The following is a 17,269-nucleotide window of genomic DNA, read 5'->3' on the forward strand; positions in this document are numbered from 1 at the left end:
ATTGTCCTACATTCTCTGTCTTTTCTCGTAATTCCGGACGGAAAACCGCCATGCACTTTTCCTGGAATTGCTTCAGTGGTTTCCAGTCCCTCAAAACCAGAATACGCCGTCTTCGAGCGCCGTAAACAGCCCATCGACCGCGTAGGAGAGTTTGCGGTCGATCACATGCAGATATTCCGTCCAGTCGGAAATGTGCTGAAGCTCGACCTTTCCGTCGGAAATGCCACGCAGGCCGATCAGCGGCAGGCCATAGGTCTGGCAGGCGCGCAGCACGGCGAAGGTTTCCATGTCGACCATGTCGGTGCCGATGCGTTCATAGGCTTCGGAGCCGGAGACGATGTTGGCGCCCGTCGAAAGGCTGCCCTCGGCAATGGTAGGAATACGCAGTGGCAATTCGATCGTTGCAGGCAGATCGAGGAAGGGCGTGCGGCCCTTCTCAAAGCCGAGCGGCGAGGCATCCATGTCGCGGTAGGAAACCGAGGTGACCTGGTAGACCTCCGTCTGCTCCAGCTTGGCGGAGCCGGCCGAGCCGAGCGACACCACGAGATCGGGAAGGTCGCCCTGCGCTTCGAGCTGCGCGAAGGCGCGGGTGAGCACAATCGCGGCCTCCACGGGGCCGACGCCTGTCATCAGTGGATCGATGCGCGAGCGTAGGAAGGGTCCATATTCGGCCTCGGCGGCCATGACGAACAGGATCGATTTGCCCGATACCCGTTTCAGTTCGAATTTCATCCGCTAATTCCCTCTCTGCCCCGGATGACCATCATCGTTCCCGTCATCGAGGCGATCAGCTTGGCCGGTCCGTCGCCGATGGCATAGCCGCGGCCGTCGGCGACGATGATCGTCGTGCCAGGCTTGGTGACATCGCCCCGAAACAGGAAGCGCTCGCCGCGCCCGGGCGACATCAGGTTGACCTTGAATTCGATCGTGAGGATCGACGCGGAGGGATCGATGACGCTGTAGGCCGCAAAGCCGCAGGCGGAATCCAGCGCGGCGGCAATGATCCCGGCGTGCAGGATGCCGTGCTGCTGTGTCAGCTTCACATCGAACGGCAGCTCGATTTCGACCGTACCATGCTCGACGCGGGTCAGTTCCGCACCGATCGTTGCCATCGCCGCCTGTCGCGCGAAGCTCGTTCTGATGCGGGTCCGAAAATCGCCGCCGGTCCCCGTGTCATCTGCCCCTGTCATGCCGTCCCCTTCTTTCGCGGGTGCGAAATTGGCATGGAGAGGCCATTTGGACAAGGGTTATCCGGTGGAAAAAGGAAAGCGCCCCAAGCTGCTGCGCCGGCACCGAATTTCCCCGATCAACTCGCCGTGCTACCCGACGCAATGAAGCTTGTCGTGAGGACACAGATGACCACGATTGGGCAATTCGCGGCCGCCGATGAGAGCTGGATGCGGACACAGCTCGCTGCCGATCTGGTCGATCAGTGCCCCGCGGCTTCCAAGATCAGATGGGCAATCGTATCGGGGTGCGAGATCAGCGAGAGGTGGCTTGCCTTCACTTCGATGGTCTTCGCGCCCATACGCTTGGCCATGAAGCGTTCCAGATCCGGATTGATCGTTCTGTCTTCGGTGGAAACGGCATACCAGCTTGGCTTGCTGCGCCAGGCGGCCTGAGTGGTCTTTCCGGTCAGCAAAGCCTTCTGGAAGGGCTGCTGCACGGCATAAAGCACTTCGGCCTTGGCCTTGGGCAGGTCGCCGGCGAAGTCGCGCAGGAAGGCTTCCTCGGTGAGTCGTCCTTCGTCGCCGTCGAAGATGATACCGGCCGAGGCAGGGGGCGTCGGATATGTCTTGGCGAGCGCCGTATAATCTTCGCCGGCATCCGGTGCGCGGGCTGCGACATAGACGAGCGCCGAAACCTTCGGATGAACGCCGGCTTCCGTCACTAACATGCCGGAGAAGGAGTGGCCGACAAGGACGGTCGGGCCGTCCTGGCGGTCGAGCACGCGCTGTACCGCCGCCACGGCTTCGAGGAGAGTCGTCAACGGGTTCTGCACGGCCGTGCAGTTCAGCCCCTTGGCCTGCAGGCGGGCGATGACCTCCGTCCAGCAGGAGCCGTCTGCGAAAAGTCCATGCGCAAGAACGACGTTGCGGACCTTTAACGGCGCGGAGGCAGCCGCGCCCGTGGTCGAGCTGACGGCGGCCATGCCACGCGTGGACATGAGGGTGGCGGCGGCACCGGCAACAATGGCGGTCGCGAAATTTCGTCTGGTCATCATCATCGTGATACCTATCGTTTAGAGATAAATTAGCACCAGAAAGCAGTCGTGCCGGATGCCGGAACGGTAAAGCTTCTGAAATTTTGTATGTCTCGGGGACGGCACCTGCCCGGATCCTACGGATCAAAAGCCCTCTGCATCCCGATTCAGCGTCAAGCTTGCTTTGTGTATGCAAAAGCAAGCTCAATGCCTATTTTTGTATTCTTCATATCGAATTCCGTCAATAATTGTATGTGTAACGGTTGTGTGATAGATAAATTGTATGCAAATATCGGATTGAAGTGATATTTTGCATACAAGTCGCAACGGATGTCGGAGAATTGGGAACGATGGATGGACTAGATGGTGCGGCCGACGATCGCGAGTTGTTGTCCGACCGCATTCGCAACGCGCTGGAAGATGAGATCGCGACCGGCAAGCTTGAGGCGGGCGCAGCACTGGACGAACAGCAACTGGCCGATCGTTTCGGTGCCTCGCGCACGCCGGTTCGCGAGGCACTGAGGCAGCTGTCGGTAAGCGGTCTGGTCGAAATGCGAGCGCGGCGCGGGGTGGTCGTTGCCCGCATGACGCCTGAACGCATCATGGATATGTTCGAGACGGTTGCCGAAATCGAATCGATGTGTGTAAGGCTCGCCACTTATCGCATGACGCCGCTCGAGCGCAGCCACCTGATCGAACTGCACGATTCATCTGAAACGCTTGTGAAAACAGGCGATTTCGATGCTTACGATGTGTTCAATCGCGCCTTCCATGAGGCGATCTATCACGCCACCCACAACAGCTTTCTTGCAGAGCAGGCGATCATGATCCGCAATCGCCTGGCGGCCTTCCGCCGGGCTCAATTGCAGCAGGAGCAGCGGCTCGAGCGATCGCGGGCGGAGCATGAAGCCATTATGCAGGCGATAGCCGAGGGAGACGGGGAAATGGCGGCGCGGCGCATGCGAGCACATATGCTCAATGCAGCGACGGCGTTGCGGCGCTTCATCGAAGCCAGCAAGCTTATTTAAGCAGTCCAGCCAAAGTCCGGATCAGCCGCGGGCGATGCGGACGATGTGCTGGTCCCAGGCGACATCGTTGTGTTCGCTCAGAAAGTTGCCGTCATAGGACGAGACGGCAAAGCCATGCCGAGCCGGTGCGATGCCTGCCGCATCGGCGATGCTCTCCACCTTCAGTACCTTACCCGTTCTCGCATCCAGCGTCACCGAAGTCCCTTCGACCGGCGATGTGACACCAACGAGATTCTCGGCACGGTTGACTGCGATGGCGCCGACATAATTGCCGAGCGCCCGCGTCGTCTCGTCGGGCAGGGTAATGAAGGTCAGGTCCTCGCCCCTGGCGAAATGGCCGATAAGCGGCGGCAGGTCGTTGCGGTGACCTTCGTACTGGCAGGCAAACCAGACGCGGCCGCTGGCGTCGATATCGACATGGCGTGTCGAAACCTGAGCATATTGCGACGGCAGTGTGTGCTTCTCGATCAGCTGGCCGCTGGCGGCGTCGATCAGCGTCAGCGACGGTTCCATATGGTCGAGGTTGAGCTTGGTACGGCCGAAATCCGGATGGGTCTCGATGCCGCCATTGGCGACGATCAGGAACCGGCCGTCATCCGAAACCGTCATGTCATGCGGGCCGACGCCATAGGTCTCGTATTCGCCGATGCGGGCGAAGCGGTTGCTGCCGTCATAGAGCCCGATGATGCCGCGATTGTTGTCAAAGTCGTTCTCGCTGGCATAGAGCAGCCTGCCGTCTGGCGAAAACGTGCCGTGCCCGTAGAAATGTCGGCCTTCTCTAGCGGAAATGACGATCGGCTCGGCCTTGTTCCAGGGATCGAAAATCATCGCGTAAGTGCCGGGCCGGCGCGCGAAGGCGACAGTCTTGCCGGTCGCCTTCGAAAAGGCCATGCCGTGGGCGCGGGCGGGCAGCGCGACCTGATCGATGATGCGCCCCTGTTCGGTCACCGTCGCCACTGCAAAGGAGCCGTCGGCGGCGCGGATGCCGGAGGCATAGACCGCATCGGCCCGCTCCAGCGCCATCAAGGCACTGGGCTTGAGCGCCGCAAGGAAGGTCAGTCCCGCTGCCTTGACGAAGGCCCTGCGATCGATCAAGCCGCTGCGCATCATGTTCTAGTCTCCGTCGGCGAAGGAGAAGCCGGCCGAAAGACCGATGGCACCGCCATACTCATCGCTGAAGCTGGTGGCGAGATCGCGGCTGACGGCGAGCAGCGTGTCGATCTTGGCGCGCTCAGCGTCGTTGCCGATGGCCGCCTCGATATCCGGATTGATCGTCGGTGCCGTCGTCGCAAGCTCGTTCAGCAGGCCGTCGATCTTGGTGGCAACCGCGCGCTTGTCCACCGGCAGCAGGCTTGCCATGTCGGCTTTTTCCCAGAGCGTCTTCAGGCCCTCGATATTGCCCGTGAACGAGGTCCACGTATTGGCCGAGCGCCAGTAGATCGCCATCTTCGGCCGCGCCGTTGCCGGATCGCCTTTGTAGAAGGTTTCCAGCCGCTGGTCGCGAACATTGGCCGCGCCATGTACGAGGATGCCAAGCAATGCGGTGACGGCCTCCTTGTTGTCCATGAAGTCATTGCTGTCCTTGCCGGGAAACTTCCAGGATTTCTGCACGCCATCTGGCGCATCCCATTCGTCGGCGATTTCCTTGGCGGTGTTTTCGATATTGCCGGCGACAGCCGCGCCATAACGGCAACGGAAGCTCTGTTTATCCTTCCCGAGGACATTGGAGCCGTTGCCGAAGAGTACATATTCCAGTGCCGTCATGCTCATCAGCGCCACGCTCTTGCCGGCGACGGCCTCGACGGTCGTGTCCTGCTCGTCCGCCTTGGCGATCAGCGCCTGCACCTGCTTGAGGCCGACACCCTTGCGGTCGGGATAGAAGAGGATGTGCTCGAAGCGGTTCTTTTCGATGATAGGGCCGGTATCGACGATCTCGATGCGCGACCAGCTCTTCACAGTGTCACCGAAAGCCGATTTGGCGCCGGAAAGGGTGGCGTCCGTAGGATCGGCGCAAAGCGCCTTCATCGCGACATTCAGTTTCGAGGCGGAGTCGTGCATGGCGCGGTAGCCGGGGCGGATCACGTCATCCACCGCTTTCTGCAGTACGGCCGGCACGGCGGCCTCGTTCAGACCGGCGCCATTGGTCGTCGCATCATCGGCGTGGGCAGGCAGGGCGGCAGCGGTAAGCAGTAGGCTTGCGGCCAGAGCAATTCCAGCAAAAGTGCCCAGCGGTTTTGCTGGAATTGCGTGAAAACAATGGGACGGAGCATTTGCGTGACTCTGTTTAGAGCGGAAATGCTCCGGGCGTTTCCAGTGGCGCATCAGAGGGACTCCAGAAAGTTGATGAGGGCTTGCCGATCGTCCTTCGAAAGATCGGCGAATGCATTGCGGGCTTTTTCCGCCTCTCCTCCATGCCAGAGGATGGCTTCAGTCAATGTGCGGGCGCGGCCGTCATGCAGATAAGCCTGCCGGCCGCTCACCGTCTGTGTCAGGCCTATACCCCAGAGCGGCGGCGTGCGCCAATCGCGACCGGATGCCACGCCCACCTGCTGCCCGTCCGACAAGCCTTCGCCCATGTCGTGCAGCAGGAAATCGGAGTAAGGCCAGATCAGCTGGAACGCCTGCGGCGAAACCTTACCGTCGCTGCTTTTCAGGCCGTCGCGTGTCACGAATTTCGGCGTGTGGCAGGCGGCACAGCCGGATCGATAGAACATGTCCTTGCCGTGCAGCACGGCGGGCTGGCTCGTCGAGCGGCGGGCGGGCACGGCAAGATTTTCGGAATAGAAGGTGACGAGCGGAAGCACCGGGTCCGGCGCTTCTGTGTCGCCCAGGCGCTTCTGCACGCCGGTCGGCATGGTCAGACATTGCGGTTCTTTGGCGGTGCAGTCGCCGTACGGGTTCGGTCGGTCTGGCGTCGAAATGCCGATATCGGCGGAAAAGGCGTCGGCCACCTGGTCGCGCACGGTTGCATTCTGGGCCTTCCAGCCGAAACGCCCGAGCGCGAGTTGACCCGTGCGATGATCGCGGACGATGGCGGGGCGGCCGCGAATGCCGGTGCCCTTCTTATCGTCCGGGTCGGCATTGGCGAGAATATCGGCATCCGGGATGGCCTCGATCAGGCCGAGGCCGATCATCGGCGGCGCGATGCGCGCTGAAAGCTTGGTGTTGACGTCCATCGGCCCATAGGCGAGATCGCTCACCCCGTATGTCGGCTTGCGCAAGGTCACGGTCTCGCCGCCGGTAAGCGTCACCGTCTCCTCGCTATAACTCACAGTCACCTTGCCTTCGGCGGCAAGACCGGGGACGGCAAGATCCTGCAGCTGTGCCCCATAGGTCGAATCCGGGAAATTGAGCGCATGATGGTCCCTGACCACCTGCTTCTCTTCCGGCGTGATGGCGGCCCTTGCCAGGCGCAAGACCATCGAGGTCGCGGCCGCGCCCGCTTCCTCCGGCGGATGGCCGCGCCCGTCGCGAATATGGCAGCTTTGGCAGGAGCGGGCATTGAACAGCGGCCCCAGCCCATCGGAGGCCTGGGTGGAGGAGGGGGCGGAGACCCAGAGCTTGCGGAAAAGCGCATTGCCGAGATGAAAGTCCTGCCCCTGCGCCTGGTCTAGCTTGGCCGAGGGTTGGGAGAAGATATCGCGCGTGACCTTGTCGATCGAGGTCAGGCCGCCGCCCTGCATCGTTTCATAGGGTTCGGCCTTGAGAAAATTGCTGGTCGCGCGGGTCACGTCGCGCACGCGCTTCAACTCCTCAGCGGAGAGGTCGGTGCGGTTACTCGGAAAGTCGGGGATGTCCGCGGCGGCGAGCGCGATGGAAAAAACCAAAAAAGCCGCAGCGATGGCGGGCAAAAAGGCGCGATTGGCCGGAATGCGTGTCATGGGTGTCGGGGCGGCAACGCCTTGTCGCGCTGCCACCCTCCCTTATTACTTCTTCTTGAAGACGGAGTTCGGATTGTCCAGGCTGTCCGAACCTTCGAGCTTGATCGTGCCGAGATCGAGAGCAGCGATGACGCGCTGGATGCTCTTTGTCTGGTCGAGTAGGCCGTCAATCGCCTTCTGAACCGTCGCGTTTCCTTCCTTGTTGCCCTCGCCGATCATCTGATCGTATTTTTCAACCGTCTCGCCGCGATGCACCAGCGCCTTCATGGCAGCAAGTGTCGCGTCGAGCTTGCCTTCCATTTCCTTGTCGAGCGCCGGATCCTTGGCCTTAACCAGATCGTGCAGTGACGGCCCCTTCATCTTGGTGCCGTCGGCGCGGGTATAATTGCCATTATAGGCGGACGCGATGCCGACGGCATCGCCATTGTGCTCGTTATAGGTATTGTCTGAGAAGCAATCCTGCTCTTCTTCCGGATCGTGCAGCAGCAGGCCGAGCTTCATGCGCTCGCCGGCAAGCTCACCGTAGGAAAGCGAACCCATGCCGGTTAGGATAGCGGTGAGGCCGGCCTTCGGATCAGCTTCGACATGCTTGGTGGCTTCGCCGTCCGGCGCCCACTTGTCCGTCATCTCCTGCAGGTCCGAAACCAGCAGCGTGGACGCGGACTTCAGATATTCGGCGCGGCGGTCGCAATTGCCATGCGTACAATTCTTCAGATCGTAGTCGGTTGCCGGACGCTCGCCGGCGCCGGCATCCGTGCCGTGCAGGTCCTGGCCCCACAGAAGGAATTCGATGGCGTGGTAGCCGGTCGCGACATTGGCTTCGATGCCGCCGGCCTGATGCAGTGTGCCCGACAGGAATTCCGGCGTCAGATGCGATGCGTCGACATCCTTGCCGTTGATCTTGATCGTCTTGTTGGCGATGACATTGGCGACATAGAGCGCATTCTCATCGCTTTCCGTGCCGTAGGAGGCGTCGACATAGTCGATCAGGCCTTCGTCCAGCGGCCAGGAATTCACCTTGCCTTCCCAGTCGTCGACGACCGGATTGCCGAAGCGATAGACTTCCGTCTGCGCATAGGGAACGCGAGCCTTGATCCAGGCCGCACGTGCCGCCTTAAGCGTCTTGTCGCTGGGGTTGGCGAGCAGGGCGTCGATCGCCTTGTCGAGTGCTTTCGCCGTCGTCAGCGAGTCCTGATATTTGGCATGTGCCAGTTCCGCATAGTGCTTGAGAACGGCTGCCGGTTCGGGAGTTGCCGCAAGGGCGGGAAGGGTGGATGCAGCAGTCGCGATAACGGCCACCGCGAGCGCGGCGCCAATTTTGTTCTTTAGTTTCATGTTCCTCTCCTGTGACAGCGGGGGCACCGTCAAAACTTGGCAATTTGTCTCATGTATGAAAAACAAACTTGTGTCAAACACTCTAGTTTAGAACGATTTTAAGGCGAGGAACCCCGGGTGTACGGCGACAAGCGAAATGAATTTGCCTTCAAATGGCAGGCATAGGCCGCTTGAGAGGTTGTCGGCAGGGCGGTGCAAGCAGGGCTACGACAGGACAACCGGCCGAGCGCAATCGCTAGTCGATCGCCGCCAGCTCACATCTTCCGTTGCAGACGGCTGAAGAAGAAGCCGTCGGTATCGGTGGAGGCTGGCGTCAGCGTAATGGTCTTGCCATCCGAGGAGCGGGGCTTTGGGGCATCCTTCCCGAACAGCTTCCCCCATGAGCTCAGGGTCTCCACGACTTCGAAGTCCGGATTCTGGGCGGCGAAACGGTTTACCTGTGCTTCATTCTCTTCCGGCAGCACCGAACAGGTGACGTAAAGCAGCGCGCCGCCGGGGCGGACGAATTCGCCGGCTTGCGCCAAGGCTTCCTGTTGCTGGCTGATGCGCTCGTCGAGGTTCTTCTGCGTCAGCCGCCATTTGGTATCGGGACGGCGCCGCCAGGTGCCGGTCCCGGTGCAGGGAGCGTCGACCAGAACCTTGTCGAACTTGCCGCGCAGTTGGAGCAGGCCGTTGCGGTCGTCATGGACCTGGACATTGCGAGTGCCGGCTCGTTTCAGGCGCTCGATGATCGGCGCCAGCCGTCGCCGGTCGCTGTCATAGGCATGGACCTGGCCCTTGTTGTGCATCGCGGCCGACATGGCGAGCGTCTTGCCGCCGCCGCCAGCGCAATAGTCGAGCACCTGATCGCCTTCTTCAGGCAGAACCAGATCCGCGACGATCTGCGAACCTTCGTCCTGCACCTCGAACCAGCCTTTCTGGAAGGAGAGCTCGGCCGTGACGTTCGGCAGGCGTGACGCACCTTCGCCGGCCGGAATTCGGATGCCGAACCGGGCGATTTTCGATGCCTGGCCGCCAGCGCGTTCCAGCGCTTTCACGACCTTGGCGCGATCGGCCTTCAGTGCATTGGCGCGGAGGTCGAGCGTCGGACGTTCGGCGAGAGCTTGCGCTTCCGAAAGCCAGCCATCGCCGAAGGCTTGGCTGAAGGAGGGCTCGACCCATTCGGGAATATCGCCCTGGATGTGGCGGGGCGCATCTTCGAGCTTGCGGGCCGCAAAAGCGGCCAATGTTTCGGCGCTCGGCGCCTCGGGAGCAAATTTATCACCGTCGAGCTCGGCGGCCAGCGCCTCGGGCGTCAAGCCCCATTGGCGGAAGAGTACAGCATGGGCAAGCGCGGACGCACTGTCGTCTTCCATCAGCCAGGCATGCGAAAGCCGCATGCGCAGGGCGTCATAGACGATGTTGCCGATCGCGGCTCTGTCGCCGGAGCCGGCGAAGCGATGGGCAAGGCCCCAATCCTTCAGGGCATCGGCCACCGGTCGCTTGCGCGCTTCGATATCGGCAAGAACTTCGATGGCCCCCTGCAATCGGCCGCCCAGACGCATTCACACTCTCCTACTCGCGCATGACCCGGAACCCGTTGGAGCTCATCTTGGGAATCTGCGCCCTACCAAAACCGCTGACGCCTCGCCGATCCGCGCAGACAATGCCCATGGCGGCGGATTTTGAGACGTCTCAATCGCGTGGTAGCCGCGATTGGCCGAGAGAGCAAGCGTCATGCCGATTTGCCGGTAGTTCCGGCTTCCGGCGATTACTTCGAGGCGACGACCTCGTAACAGACCTTGGCGGTACCCGAAGCGACCATGCCGATGTTCTGTGCGGCAGCGCGGGAGAGATCGAGAACACGTCCGCGAATGAAGGGCCCACGGTCGTTGATGCGAACGACGACGCTGCGGCCATTGTGCTTGTTGGTAACCCGCAGGCGCGTGCCGAAGGCAAGCGAGCGGTGGGCTGCAGTAAGATTTCTGGAACTCATGCGTTCCCCGGAAGCAGTCTTGGAGCTTCCCCCGTACCATGAAGCGCCTCCGCAGCCAGCGGATGCAAATGCCGGAGTCGAAACGACAGCAATGGAGGCGGATATAGTTGCGGCGATTGCCAAAGAACGTGCGATTTTCTTCAAACCGATTTTTCCCTCAAGCTATTGAACTTGCGCCCTGGGTAGGCGGCGGGGCTTAAATCAGGCCAAAAATGGCGAAAAAGTGCCACTTTCGATCACGGAATGTTACATTCTGTAACATTCGTGATATTGGGGGAATACTGGGACTATTCAGCGGATTTGCTTGATCGTGGAAAAAACCCAATAAAATCAGTTAAAAATGGAATGAATTTTCTCGAAGGCGCCTGGTGATGTCAGGCATCACAAAAATCGGAAAAATAATTTTCCGACTTTGCCATAATCGCTGCCGCATTTGTGCAATTTTAGAGGTCGTTAACCATAAATGCGGAGCAAATTGAACTATAGTGCCTGGCTAAGTAGGAATTTTCATGCGATCTCACCTGGCGTGGAGAGCGATTTCTCAGCCGCGCCACGCTCCCGAGGACCATAATTCGGCGAGCGACATGCGATACTCTGGGTAGCGGAACTGGAAGCCGAGCGCGCGCAATTTCGCGTTCGAAACGCGCTTGTTTTCCCCGTAGAAAGAGCGCGCCATCGGCGTCAGCTCGGCCGTTTCGAAAGGCTGTTCCGGTGGCGGTTCGACGCCCATCAGGCGGGCAGCTTCGACGATGACATCCTGCGGCGGCGCAGGTTCGTCATCGGTGACATTATATATGCCGCCGAGCTTGCGATCGGACAGGAAGCGGGCGCAAGCGCCGATATCCTCGACGCGGATGCGGTTGAACACCTGGTTCGCCTTGATGAGCCTCCGGGCGGTTCCCTTTTCCAGATTGCAGAAGGCATTGCGGCCGGGGCCGTAAATGCCGGAAAGGCGGAGTACAGCGACGGGAAGGCCGAGCCGGATGCCGACGCGCAGCCAGCCGTCTTCCGCTTCTACCCGCTCGACCGAGCGGTCCGCGACGGGATGCAGCGGGGTCTGCTCGCTGACCCAGGCACCCTTGTGGTCGCCATAGACGCCGACGGTCGAGAGATAGCAGATCCATTCCAGCTTTGGCAGCAATGCCTTGAGATTGAGCTGCGCCAGCCGCAGCAGCGGATCGCCCGATTTGCCGGGCGCGATCGATTGCACCAGATGCGTTGCCGTTTGCATCGCCTCGGCCAGAGCCGGATCGATCGTTTCACCGTCGAACACGAAGGCTTCGACGCCTTCCTTCGTTAACAATGCCGCCTTGTCGGCGGAGCGGGTCGTGCCGGTGATGCGAACGCCGGAGCCGGCGAAGGCCTTGGCGATGGCCGTTCCGGAATAGCCGCAGCCGAAAATCATCACATGCATCACGATACCCCTGCCAGTTTCCATTCGGCGCGAACTTCTTCGTCTGCCTCGTCATGTCTTTGTGCCGCAAACGCATGGAATTCGCCAGCCGTCATCAGTCGCGATAGCGCCCAGACCGCCATGCCGCGCACGGTGGGCGAGGGATCTCCGGCCAGTTCGCGACATTTCTCGATAAAGGAGCGATCGCCCGAATTGCCGGCGGCGATGAGTACATTGCGGATGAAGCGGTCCCGGCCGATGCGCTTGACCGGCGAGCCGCTGAAGAAAGCACGAAAAGCCGCATCATCCAGATTGAGCAGGAGGGCGATCGACGGTTCCTTGAGATCCTCGCGCGCCACCAACTTCATCTCCGAGGCGGCGCTTGCGAACTTGTTCCAGGGGCAGGCGACAAGGCAGTCATCGCAGCCATAGATGCGGTTGCCGATCAACGGCCGAAGCTCAGGATCGATCGGACCCTTGTGTTCGATGGTCAGATAGGAAATGCAGCGCCGTGCATCAAGCTGATAGGGCGCCGGGAAGGCAGCGGTCGGGCAGGCGTCGAGACAGGCGCGGCAGGAGCCGCAATGGTCGATCTCCGGCTCATCCGGCTCGAGATCGGCTGTGGTGAACATCGAGCCCAGAAAGAGCCAGGAGCCGAAGGCGCGGCTGACGAGATTGGTGTGCTTGCCCTGCCAGCCGAGACCGGCAGCCTCTGCCAGCGGCTTCTCCATGACAGGCGCCGTATCGACGAAGACCTTGACATCCTCCTTCGAGCGCGCCGCGAAGCGGGTGGCGATCTCCTTCAACCTACCCTTGATGATGTCGTGATAGTCGCGATTTCTGGCATAGACGGAGATCGCCGCCTTGTCCTGCTTTTCCAGAATGCCGCGCGGATCTTCGTCGGGACCATAATTCAGGCCGAAGACGACGATGGAGCGGGTCTCGCTCCAGAGCACGCGCGGATCGCCGCGGCGGTCGCGTGTCTCTTCCATCCACCCCATGGTGCCGTGATGGCCTTTGTCGAGAAACTGGCCGAGCCGGACCGCCGCTTCGGGTATGGCGTCCGGCCTGGTAATGCGACAGAGATCGAAACCATAGGCACGCGCTTCCTCTCGCAACAAAGCGGTCAGTGTGTTTCTTCGCTTGTCAGCTTTTTCCGCTTCGCGATCACCGGGCATATCGAGCCCTCGTCAGAAATCCAGATCGGCATAGTGCGAAACTGGTGTGACTCCACGCACACGCTCCGCCAGGATCGGCCGGAAGGATGGGCGCGACTTTAGCCGCTGATACCATTCCTTGGCGACAGGCGATTCCGTCCAGTCGATCTCACCCAGATAGTCTAGCACGGAAACCGAGGCCGCGGCGGCGAGATCGGCGTAGCTCAGGCGCTCACCGGCCAGCCACTGCCGCGAACCTGCAAGCCAGGACAGATACTTCATGTGCTGGCGGATATTGCCGCGCGCCATGCGCATGACCTTGGAATCGGGCGCGCCACCGCCCTGCTCGGCGGTCATCTGCAGCTTGAAGACGCGCTCGCGCGTCAGCGGCCGCGTCACATCCTGCTCCATCTTCTGCATGAACCATTCCGTCAGCCGGCGGATTTCGGCGCGCTGGAACGGATCTTCGGCCAGAAGCCGACGATCGCGCTTCAGAACACCATGCGTCTCGTCAAGATATTCGGAAATCACCGAGGCGCCACAGAGCGCCCGCATGCTGTCATCGACATAGACAGGCAGGGTGCCGGCGGGGTTCAGTGCCAGGAAATCGCGTCGCTTTTCCCAGGTCTGTTCCTCAATCAGCTCCGTCTGATAGCCATATTCCGTCAGGATCAGACGAACGAACCGGGAGGAAGATGACATTGGGTGATGATACAGCGTCGGCATTGGTACTCGGGTGTTTCTAATTGATGCTACGGAAGTCTTTTGGGTCGCGATTCTGCGGCCCTAGTCATTTGTCATCGGTTGAAGCTATAGGATCTTGGCCTAGTTTGCACAAGCGAATCGGGCCGCCCTGCCGTTAGACAAAGGACACGATATGGCTGAACAAATTGTTATCGCGTTGGTTTTAGGCCTTGTGGAGGGGCTTACGGAGTTCATTCCGGTCTCCTCGACGGGCCATCTGATATTGCTTGGACATTTTCTCGGCTTCAAATCGGCCGGTACTTTTGAAGTTTTGATCCAGCTCGGCGCGATTCTCGCCATTCTGCTTGTCTATTTCAATCGTCTCGTCCAGATCGCCAAGGCGCTGCCCGTCAGCGTCAAGGCTCGTCACTTCGTTCTGGCCGTCCTCTTCGGCTTTCTGCCCGCTGCCGTTATCGGCGCACTGGCGCATGATTTCATCAAGACGGTGCTGTTCGATTCGCCGAAGGTCATCTGTATCTCGTTGATCCTCGGCGGCATCGTCCTGCTCGTCATCGACAGGATCGAGTTCAAGCCGAAATACACCAGCGCCTACGAATTTTCCTGGCCGATGGCGGTCAAGATCGGCTTCTTTCAGTGCCTGGCGATGATTCCGGGAACGTCGCGCTCCGGTTCCACCATCGTCGGTGCCCTGCTGCTCGGCGCCGACAAGCGTTCTGCCGCTGAATTTTCCTTCTTCCTCGCCATGCCGACGATGGTCGGCGCTTTCACTCTGGATTTGTGGAAGAGCCGCCATGATCTCAGCTTCGCCGATGGTCAGCTGATCGTCATCGGCTTCTTCATGGCCTTCATCTCGGCGTTGCTCGTCGTGCGCGCGCTGCTCGACTTCGTATCCCGCCGGGGTTACGCCCCCTTCGCATGGTGGCGAATTGCCGTCGGCACGATCGGTCTTATCGGTCTCTATTTCGGCTGAGACCGCTCGTTCGCGCTGATATCCTGGAAAAATGAAGGCCGGTCAAAACCGGCCTTTTTCATACCCGATCAGTTCCGGGAGGACGTGTCGATGGAACCCGTCGTGCAGGGGTCGACGCCGTAGGTCGGCGCACATTCGCCCTTGATCGAGGCGATGCTGCCGCGGGCCACGAAGGAGCCTGCGAGAATCACCAGTGCCGCGCACGCAAACAAAAGCGCGATAGACTTGCCCATCGAAGAATGCCTTTCCGCAGAAGTGTGAAGCGCGCCGCGAACCGGTTCATTGTCCAAGCCTGAGACGCGCGGCTGTGTTAGTCAGTGGAATGAGCAATAGCAATAAATGTTCATATTAAATTTGACGTTAATGCTACTATTTCCAGACTGCGTCTTTTGAGCAACGCCAAGCTGTGAATGGCGCTGCTCTGCCAGCGTCTTAAAGTACGATTCTGTCTTCGCGGGGCAATAAAAAACGCCGCTCGGCAAAGCCGGGCGGCGGGTGAATTTCGTGGAACGGCCGAATCGTCAGGCGGCTTTGCCCGAGCCGGTAAACTGGCCCTGCGGGCGGTAACGCACCAGATAAGACGGCAGCACGGAGACAAGCAATGTCGGCAGCAGGCCGACGCCCTTCAAAGTGCGTCCTTCCGCTTCCGCCTGCTTCGAAACGACGTTGTCGCTCTTCAGCAGCGTTACCTGGTCGGCGGTGATCGGCGGCTTGATGAGCGGCACCAGCGACGCGACCGAGCCGATCAGCGAAGCCAGCCCGAAGGGGATGGAGACGAATGACTTCTTCCGATTGATGACGGCAAGCGTGGTCTCGAGACATTCGCGGAAAGACAGGATTTCGGGGCCGCCGAGCTCATAGGTCGTACCGGCCTTCAGCTTGCCGTCGACGCTCCGCGCAACGGTCTCGGCGATATCCTGCACATAAACGGGCTGGAACTTCGTCTTGCCGCCGCCGATCAGCGGTAGGAACGGCGCGGTGCGCGACATGTCGGCGAACTTGTTGAAGAATTCGTCTTCCGGCCCGAACACGATCGAAGGGCGCAGGATGATTGCATCCGGCTTGATCGACAGAATGGCGGTTTCGGCGCGAGCCTTGGTTCGGGCATAGGCCGAAGGCGAGTTGGCGTCGGCGCCCAGTGCCGAAATATGCGTCAGCGAGGCGCCGGCGCCGCGGGCGGCTTCCGCAATCGCCTTGGCACCAAATTCTTGCACCGCATCGAAGGTATTGCGGCCGCTTTCAGCGAGAATGCCGACGCAGTTGACGACATGCTGCGCGCCTTCCACGGCGCGGTCGATGGAATTGCGGTAGCGCACATTGGCCTGAACGATCGAAATCTGGCCGAGATTGCCGAGCGGCTGCAGGAAACCGGCAAGATCGGGACGGCGAACGGCGACACGGATGCGATAGCCGCGCTTGGCAAGCGCGCGCACGACGTGCCGCCCGATGAAACCTGATCCTCCGAACACGGTAACGAGCGGCGGGAGGTTGGACAGGGTCATGGCAGGCTCCTCGAAAGGCTTGGATTGGGCTTATCTGGTTTCGTCTTAGCCGATCCGCGCGCCGAGGTGAAGTGCTATCGCGCTGCATTGCAGCGTCGGCTTTTCAAGGGAGTTAGACGCCTTCGACGACGACCATTTCTGCGTCTGCCACCTGCTGGCGGATTTTGGCGGCGATCTGATATTCGGGCGAATTGTAGCAATCGACGGCATGCTGCAGCGACGGAAACTCGATCACGACGTTGCGGCCGCGTGCCTGTCCCTCCAGCGGGGTAAACGCTCCGCCGCGGGCAAGGAAATTCGCGCCGTATTTCTCGAAGGCGGGCTTCGCGGCAGCGACGTAATCCTTGTAGCGCTCGGGGTCGCGAACATCCACGCGCGCAATCCAATATCCCTTTGGCATGTTTTCCTCCCAGCTTGCTTTTGTATCTTAGAGTGCGGCGTCCATCTCGGCGAGGATGGCGCGAGCGGCCTCCTTTGGATCGGCCGCCTTGACGATCGGTCGTGCGACGACGAGATGGCTCGATCCGGCCTTGATGGCGTCAGCCGGCGTCATCACCCGCTTCTGGTCGCCCTTGTCGCTGCCGGCCGGACGGATGCCGGGGGTCACCAGCGCCATATCAGGTCCGATGATCTTGCGGACCGCGGCGGACTCTTCCGCCGAACAAACGATACCGCCCATGCCCGCGAGATGCGCCTGTTCAGCCCGGCGCAGCACCAGCGTATGCGGATCATATTCATAGCCGGCGGCGATGAGATCGCCTTCGTCCATCGAGGTCAGCACGGTGACGCCCAGCAGGCAGAGGTCTGACCCTTTGGCCGCTTCGACAGCCGCCTTCATGGCTTTCGGATAGGCGTGCAGCGTCAGCATCGACATGCCCATCTTGACGATATTCTCCACGCCGGAGGCCACCGTATTGTCGATGTCGAGCAGCTTCATGTCGAGGAAGATCTTCTTGCCGCTGGCGGCGAGATCGCGGGCGAATTCCAGGCCGCCGGCAAAGGCGAGCTGATAGCCGATCTTGTAATAGAGGATGTCATCGCCGAGGGCGCCGACCACTTTTTCGGCCTCCTGAAGGTTTGGAACATCCAGTCCAACGATCAAGCGGTCGCGTGCGGTCAT

The 17,269-nt window shown here is 60.6% G+C and carries 18 protein-coding genes; 2 read left to right on the forward strand and 16 right to left on the reverse strand.

Annotated features, from left to right (window positions below):
• Positions 1 to 90 precede the first annotated feature (90 nt).
• The 3 genes from ACK83U_RS18520 to ACK83U_RS18530 form a co-directional block, all read right to left on the reverse strand.
• On the reverse strand, positions 91 to 732 hold the full coding sequence (locus ACK83U_RS18520; protein ID WP_112336756.1) for a 5'-methylthioadenosine/S-adenosylhomocysteine nucleosidase: 642 nt from the start codon (positions 730 to 732) through the stop codon (positions 91 to 93).
• Complete coding sequence (locus ACK83U_RS18525) at positions 729 to 1,190, reverse strand: PaaI family thioesterase (RefSeq protein WP_112336852.1); 462 nt, start codon at positions 1,188 to 1,190, stop codon at positions 729 to 731. Before ACK83U_RS18525 ends, ACK83U_RS18520 begins: the two co-directional genes overlap by 4 nt.
• A 239-nt stretch (positions 1,191 to 1,429) precedes the next feature.
• Complete coding sequence (locus ACK83U_RS18530; RefSeq protein ID WP_112609275.1) at positions 1,430 to 2,227, reverse strand: alpha/beta hydrolase; 798 nt, start codon at positions 2,225 to 2,227, stop codon at positions 1,430 to 1,432.
• Positions 2,228 to 2,553: 326 nt separating this feature from the next.
• On the opposite strand from ACK83U_RS18530, the gene ACK83U_RS18535 reads away from it, so the two are divergent.
• The gene (locus ACK83U_RS18535) at positions 2,554 to 3,231 is read left to right on the forward strand and encodes a GntR family transcriptional regulator (protein WP_112609277.1); all 678 of its coding nucleotides are present in this window, start codon (positions 2,554 to 2,556) and stop codon (positions 3,229 to 3,231) included.
• Between the two features lie 21 nt (positions 3,232 to 3,252).
• Here ACK83U_RS18535 and ACK83U_RS18540 read toward each other — a convergent pair whose 3' ends face one another.
• From ACK83U_RS18540 to ACK83U_RS18580, 9 genes are all read right to left on the reverse strand, one after another.
• The gene (locus ACK83U_RS18540; protein WP_412474697.1) at positions 3,253 to 4,341 is read right to left on the reverse strand and encodes a DUF1513 domain-containing protein; all 1,089 of its coding nucleotides are present in this window, start codon (positions 4,339 to 4,341) and stop codon (positions 3,253 to 3,255) included.
• A gap of 3 nt (positions 4,342 to 4,344) precedes the next feature.
• Positions 4,345 to 5,553: an imelysin family protein gene (locus tag ACK83U_RS18545; protein WP_412474698.1), complete on the reverse strand. Its 1,209-nt coding sequence runs from the start codon at positions 5,551 to 5,553 to the stop codon at positions 4,345 to 4,347.
• Positions 5,553 to 7,112 (reverse strand): di-heme oxidoredictase family protein, encoded by a 1,560-nt coding sequence (locus ACK83U_RS18550; RefSeq protein ID WP_112609279.1) that lies wholly within the window; start codon positions 7,110 to 7,112, stop codon positions 5,553 to 5,555. Before ACK83U_RS18550 ends, ACK83U_RS18545 begins: the two co-directional genes overlap by 1 nt.
• Positions 7,113 to 7,157: 45 nt before the next feature.
• Positions 7,158 to 8,447: an imelysin family protein gene (locus ACK83U_RS18555; protein WP_112609281.1), complete on the reverse strand. Its 1,290-nt coding sequence runs from the start codon at positions 8,445 to 8,447 to the stop codon at positions 7,158 to 7,160.
• 254 nt (positions 8,448 to 8,701) lie between these two features.
• A complete protein-coding gene (locus ACK83U_RS18560) occupies positions 8,702 to 9,991 on the reverse strand; it encodes an RsmB/NOP family class I SAM-dependent RNA methyltransferase (protein ID WP_112609283.1) in 1,290 nt (429 codons plus the stop codon).
• A gap of 206 nt (positions 9,992 to 10,197) precedes the next feature.
• Positions 10,198 to 10,566 (reverse strand): septal ring lytic transglycosylase RlpA family protein, encoded by a 369-nt coding sequence (locus tag ACK83U_RS18565; protein WP_015338531.1) that lies wholly within the window; start codon positions 10,564 to 10,566, stop codon positions 10,198 to 10,200.
• Positions 10,567 to 10,963: 397 nt separating this feature from the next.
• Positions 10,964 to 11,836 carry an SDR family oxidoreductase gene (locus tag ACK83U_RS18570; protein ID WP_112609285.1) on the reverse strand — a complete coding sequence of 291 codons (873 nt, stop codon included), beginning with the start codon at positions 11,834 to 11,836 and terminating at the stop codon, positions 10,964 to 10,966.
• Positions 11,836 to 12,993: a tRNA epoxyqueuosine(34) reductase QueG gene (gene queG, locus ACK83U_RS18575; RefSeq protein ID WP_112609287.1), complete on the reverse strand. Its 1,158-nt coding sequence runs from the start codon at positions 12,991 to 12,993 to the stop codon at positions 11,836 to 11,838. The genes ACK83U_RS18570 and queG overlap by 1 nt, the downstream gene beginning before the upstream one ends.
• Before the next feature lie 12 nt (positions 12,994 to 13,005).
• A complete protein-coding gene (locus ACK83U_RS18580; RefSeq protein ID WP_015338534.1) occupies positions 13,006 to 13,698 on the reverse strand; it encodes a glutathione S-transferase family protein in 693 nt (230 codons plus the stop codon).
• Positions 13,699 to 13,849: 151 nt separating this feature from the next.
• Between ACK83U_RS18580 and ACK83U_RS18585 the strand changes: the two genes are divergently transcribed.
• Positions 13,850 to 14,647, forward strand: a complete 798-nt coding sequence (locus ACK83U_RS18585; RefSeq protein WP_112336748.1) for an undecaprenyl-diphosphate phosphatase — start codon at positions 13,850 to 13,852, stop codon at positions 14,645 to 14,647.
• Between the two features lie 68 nt (positions 14,648 to 14,715).
• On the opposite strand, the gene ACK83U_RS18590 is transcribed toward ACK83U_RS18585, so the two are convergent.
• The 4 genes from ACK83U_RS18590 to pyrF form a co-directional block, all read right to left on the reverse strand.
• Complete coding sequence (locus tag ACK83U_RS18590) at positions 14,716 to 14,880, reverse strand: hypothetical protein (protein ID WP_015338536.1); 165 nt, start codon at positions 14,878 to 14,880, stop codon at positions 14,716 to 14,718.
• 288 nt (positions 14,881 to 15,168) lie between these two features.
• Positions 15,169 to 16,149 carry a complex I NDUFA9 subunit family protein gene (locus ACK83U_RS18595; protein WP_112609289.1) on the reverse strand — a complete coding sequence of 327 codons (981 nt, stop codon included), beginning with the start codon at positions 16,147 to 16,149 and terminating at the stop codon, positions 15,169 to 15,171.
• A gap of 112 nt (positions 16,150 to 16,261) precedes the next feature.
• Positions 16,262 to 16,549 (reverse strand): DUF1330 domain-containing protein, encoded by a 288-nt coding sequence (locus ACK83U_RS18600; RefSeq protein WP_075856622.1) that lies wholly within the window; start codon positions 16,547 to 16,549, stop codon positions 16,262 to 16,264.
• A gap of 27 nt (positions 16,550 to 16,576) precedes the next feature.
• On the reverse strand, positions 16,577 to 17,269 hold the full coding sequence (gene pyrF / locus ACK83U_RS18605; RefSeq protein ID WP_112420077.1) for an orotidine-5'-phosphate decarboxylase: 693 nt from the start codon (positions 17,267 to 17,269) through the stop codon (positions 16,577 to 16,579).

The sequence above is a fragment of the Rhizobium sp. WW22 genome (assembly GCF_047041135.1).
Classification (GTDB): Bacteria; Pseudomonadota; Alphaproteobacteria; order Rhizobiales; family Rhizobiaceae; genus Rhizobium.

Coding starts and splice junctions, on each gene's coding strand:
- ACK83U_RS18520 (WP_112336756.1), bottom strand. CDS start 732: ATGAAATTCGAACTGAAACGGGTATCGGGCAAATCGATCCTGTTCGTC.
- ACK83U_RS18525 (WP_112336852.1), bottom strand. CDS start 1,190: ATGACAGGGGCAGATGACACGGGGACCGGCGGCGATTTTCGGACCCGC.
- ACK83U_RS18530 (WP_112609275.1), bottom strand. CDS start 2,227: ATGATGATGACCAGACGAAATTTCGCGACCGCCATTGTTGCCGGTGCC.
- ACK83U_RS18535 (WP_112609277.1), top strand. CDS start 2,554: ATGGATGGACTAGATGGTGCGGCCGACGATCGCGAGTTGTTGTCCGAC.
- ACK83U_RS18540 (WP_412474697.1), bottom strand. CDS start 4,341: ATGATGCGCAGCGGCTTGATCGATCGCAGGGCCTTCGTCAAGGCAGCG.
- ACK83U_RS18545 (WP_412474698.1), bottom strand. CDS start 5,553: ATGCGCCACTGGAAACGCCCGGAGCATTTCCGCTCTAAACAGAGTCAC.
- ACK83U_RS18550 (WP_112609279.1), bottom strand. CDS start 7,112: ATGACACGCATTCCGGCCAATCGCGCCTTTTTGCCCGCCATCGCTGCG.
- ACK83U_RS18555 (WP_112609281.1), bottom strand. CDS start 8,447: ATGAAACTAAAGAACAAAATTGGCGCCGCGCTCGCGGTGGCCGTTATC.
- ACK83U_RS18560 (WP_112609283.1), bottom strand. CDS start 9,991: ATGCGTCTGGGCGGCCGATTGCAGGGGGCCATCGAAGTTCTTGCCGAT.
- ACK83U_RS18570 (WP_112609285.1), bottom strand. CDS start 11,836: ATGCATGTGATGATTTTCGGCTGCGGCTATTCCGGAACGGCCATCGCC.
- queG (WP_112609287.1), bottom strand. CDS start 12,993: ATGCCCGGTGATCGCGAAGCGGAAAAAGCTGACAAGCGAAGAAACACA.
- ACK83U_RS18580 (WP_015338534.1), bottom strand. CDS start 13,698: ATGCCGACGCTGTATCATCACCCAATGTCATCTTCCTCCCGGTTCGTT.
- ACK83U_RS18585 (WP_112336748.1), top strand. CDS start 13,850: ATGGCTGAACAAATTGTTATCGCGTTGGTTTTAGGCCTTGTGGAGGGG.
- ACK83U_RS18590 (WP_015338536.1), bottom strand. CDS start 14,880: ATGGGCAAGTCTATCGCGCTTTTGTTTGCGTGCGCGGCACTGGTGATT.
- ACK83U_RS18595 (WP_112609289.1), bottom strand. CDS start 16,149: ATGACCCTGTCCAACCTCCCGCCGCTCGTTACCGTGTTCGGAGGATCA.
- ACK83U_RS18600 (WP_075856622.1), bottom strand. CDS start 16,549: ATGCCAAAGGGATATTGGATTGCGCGCGTGGATGTTCGCGACCCCGAG.
- pyrF (WP_112420077.1), bottom strand. CDS start 17,269: ATGACCGCACGCGACCGCTTGATCGTTGGACTGGATGTTCCAAACCTT.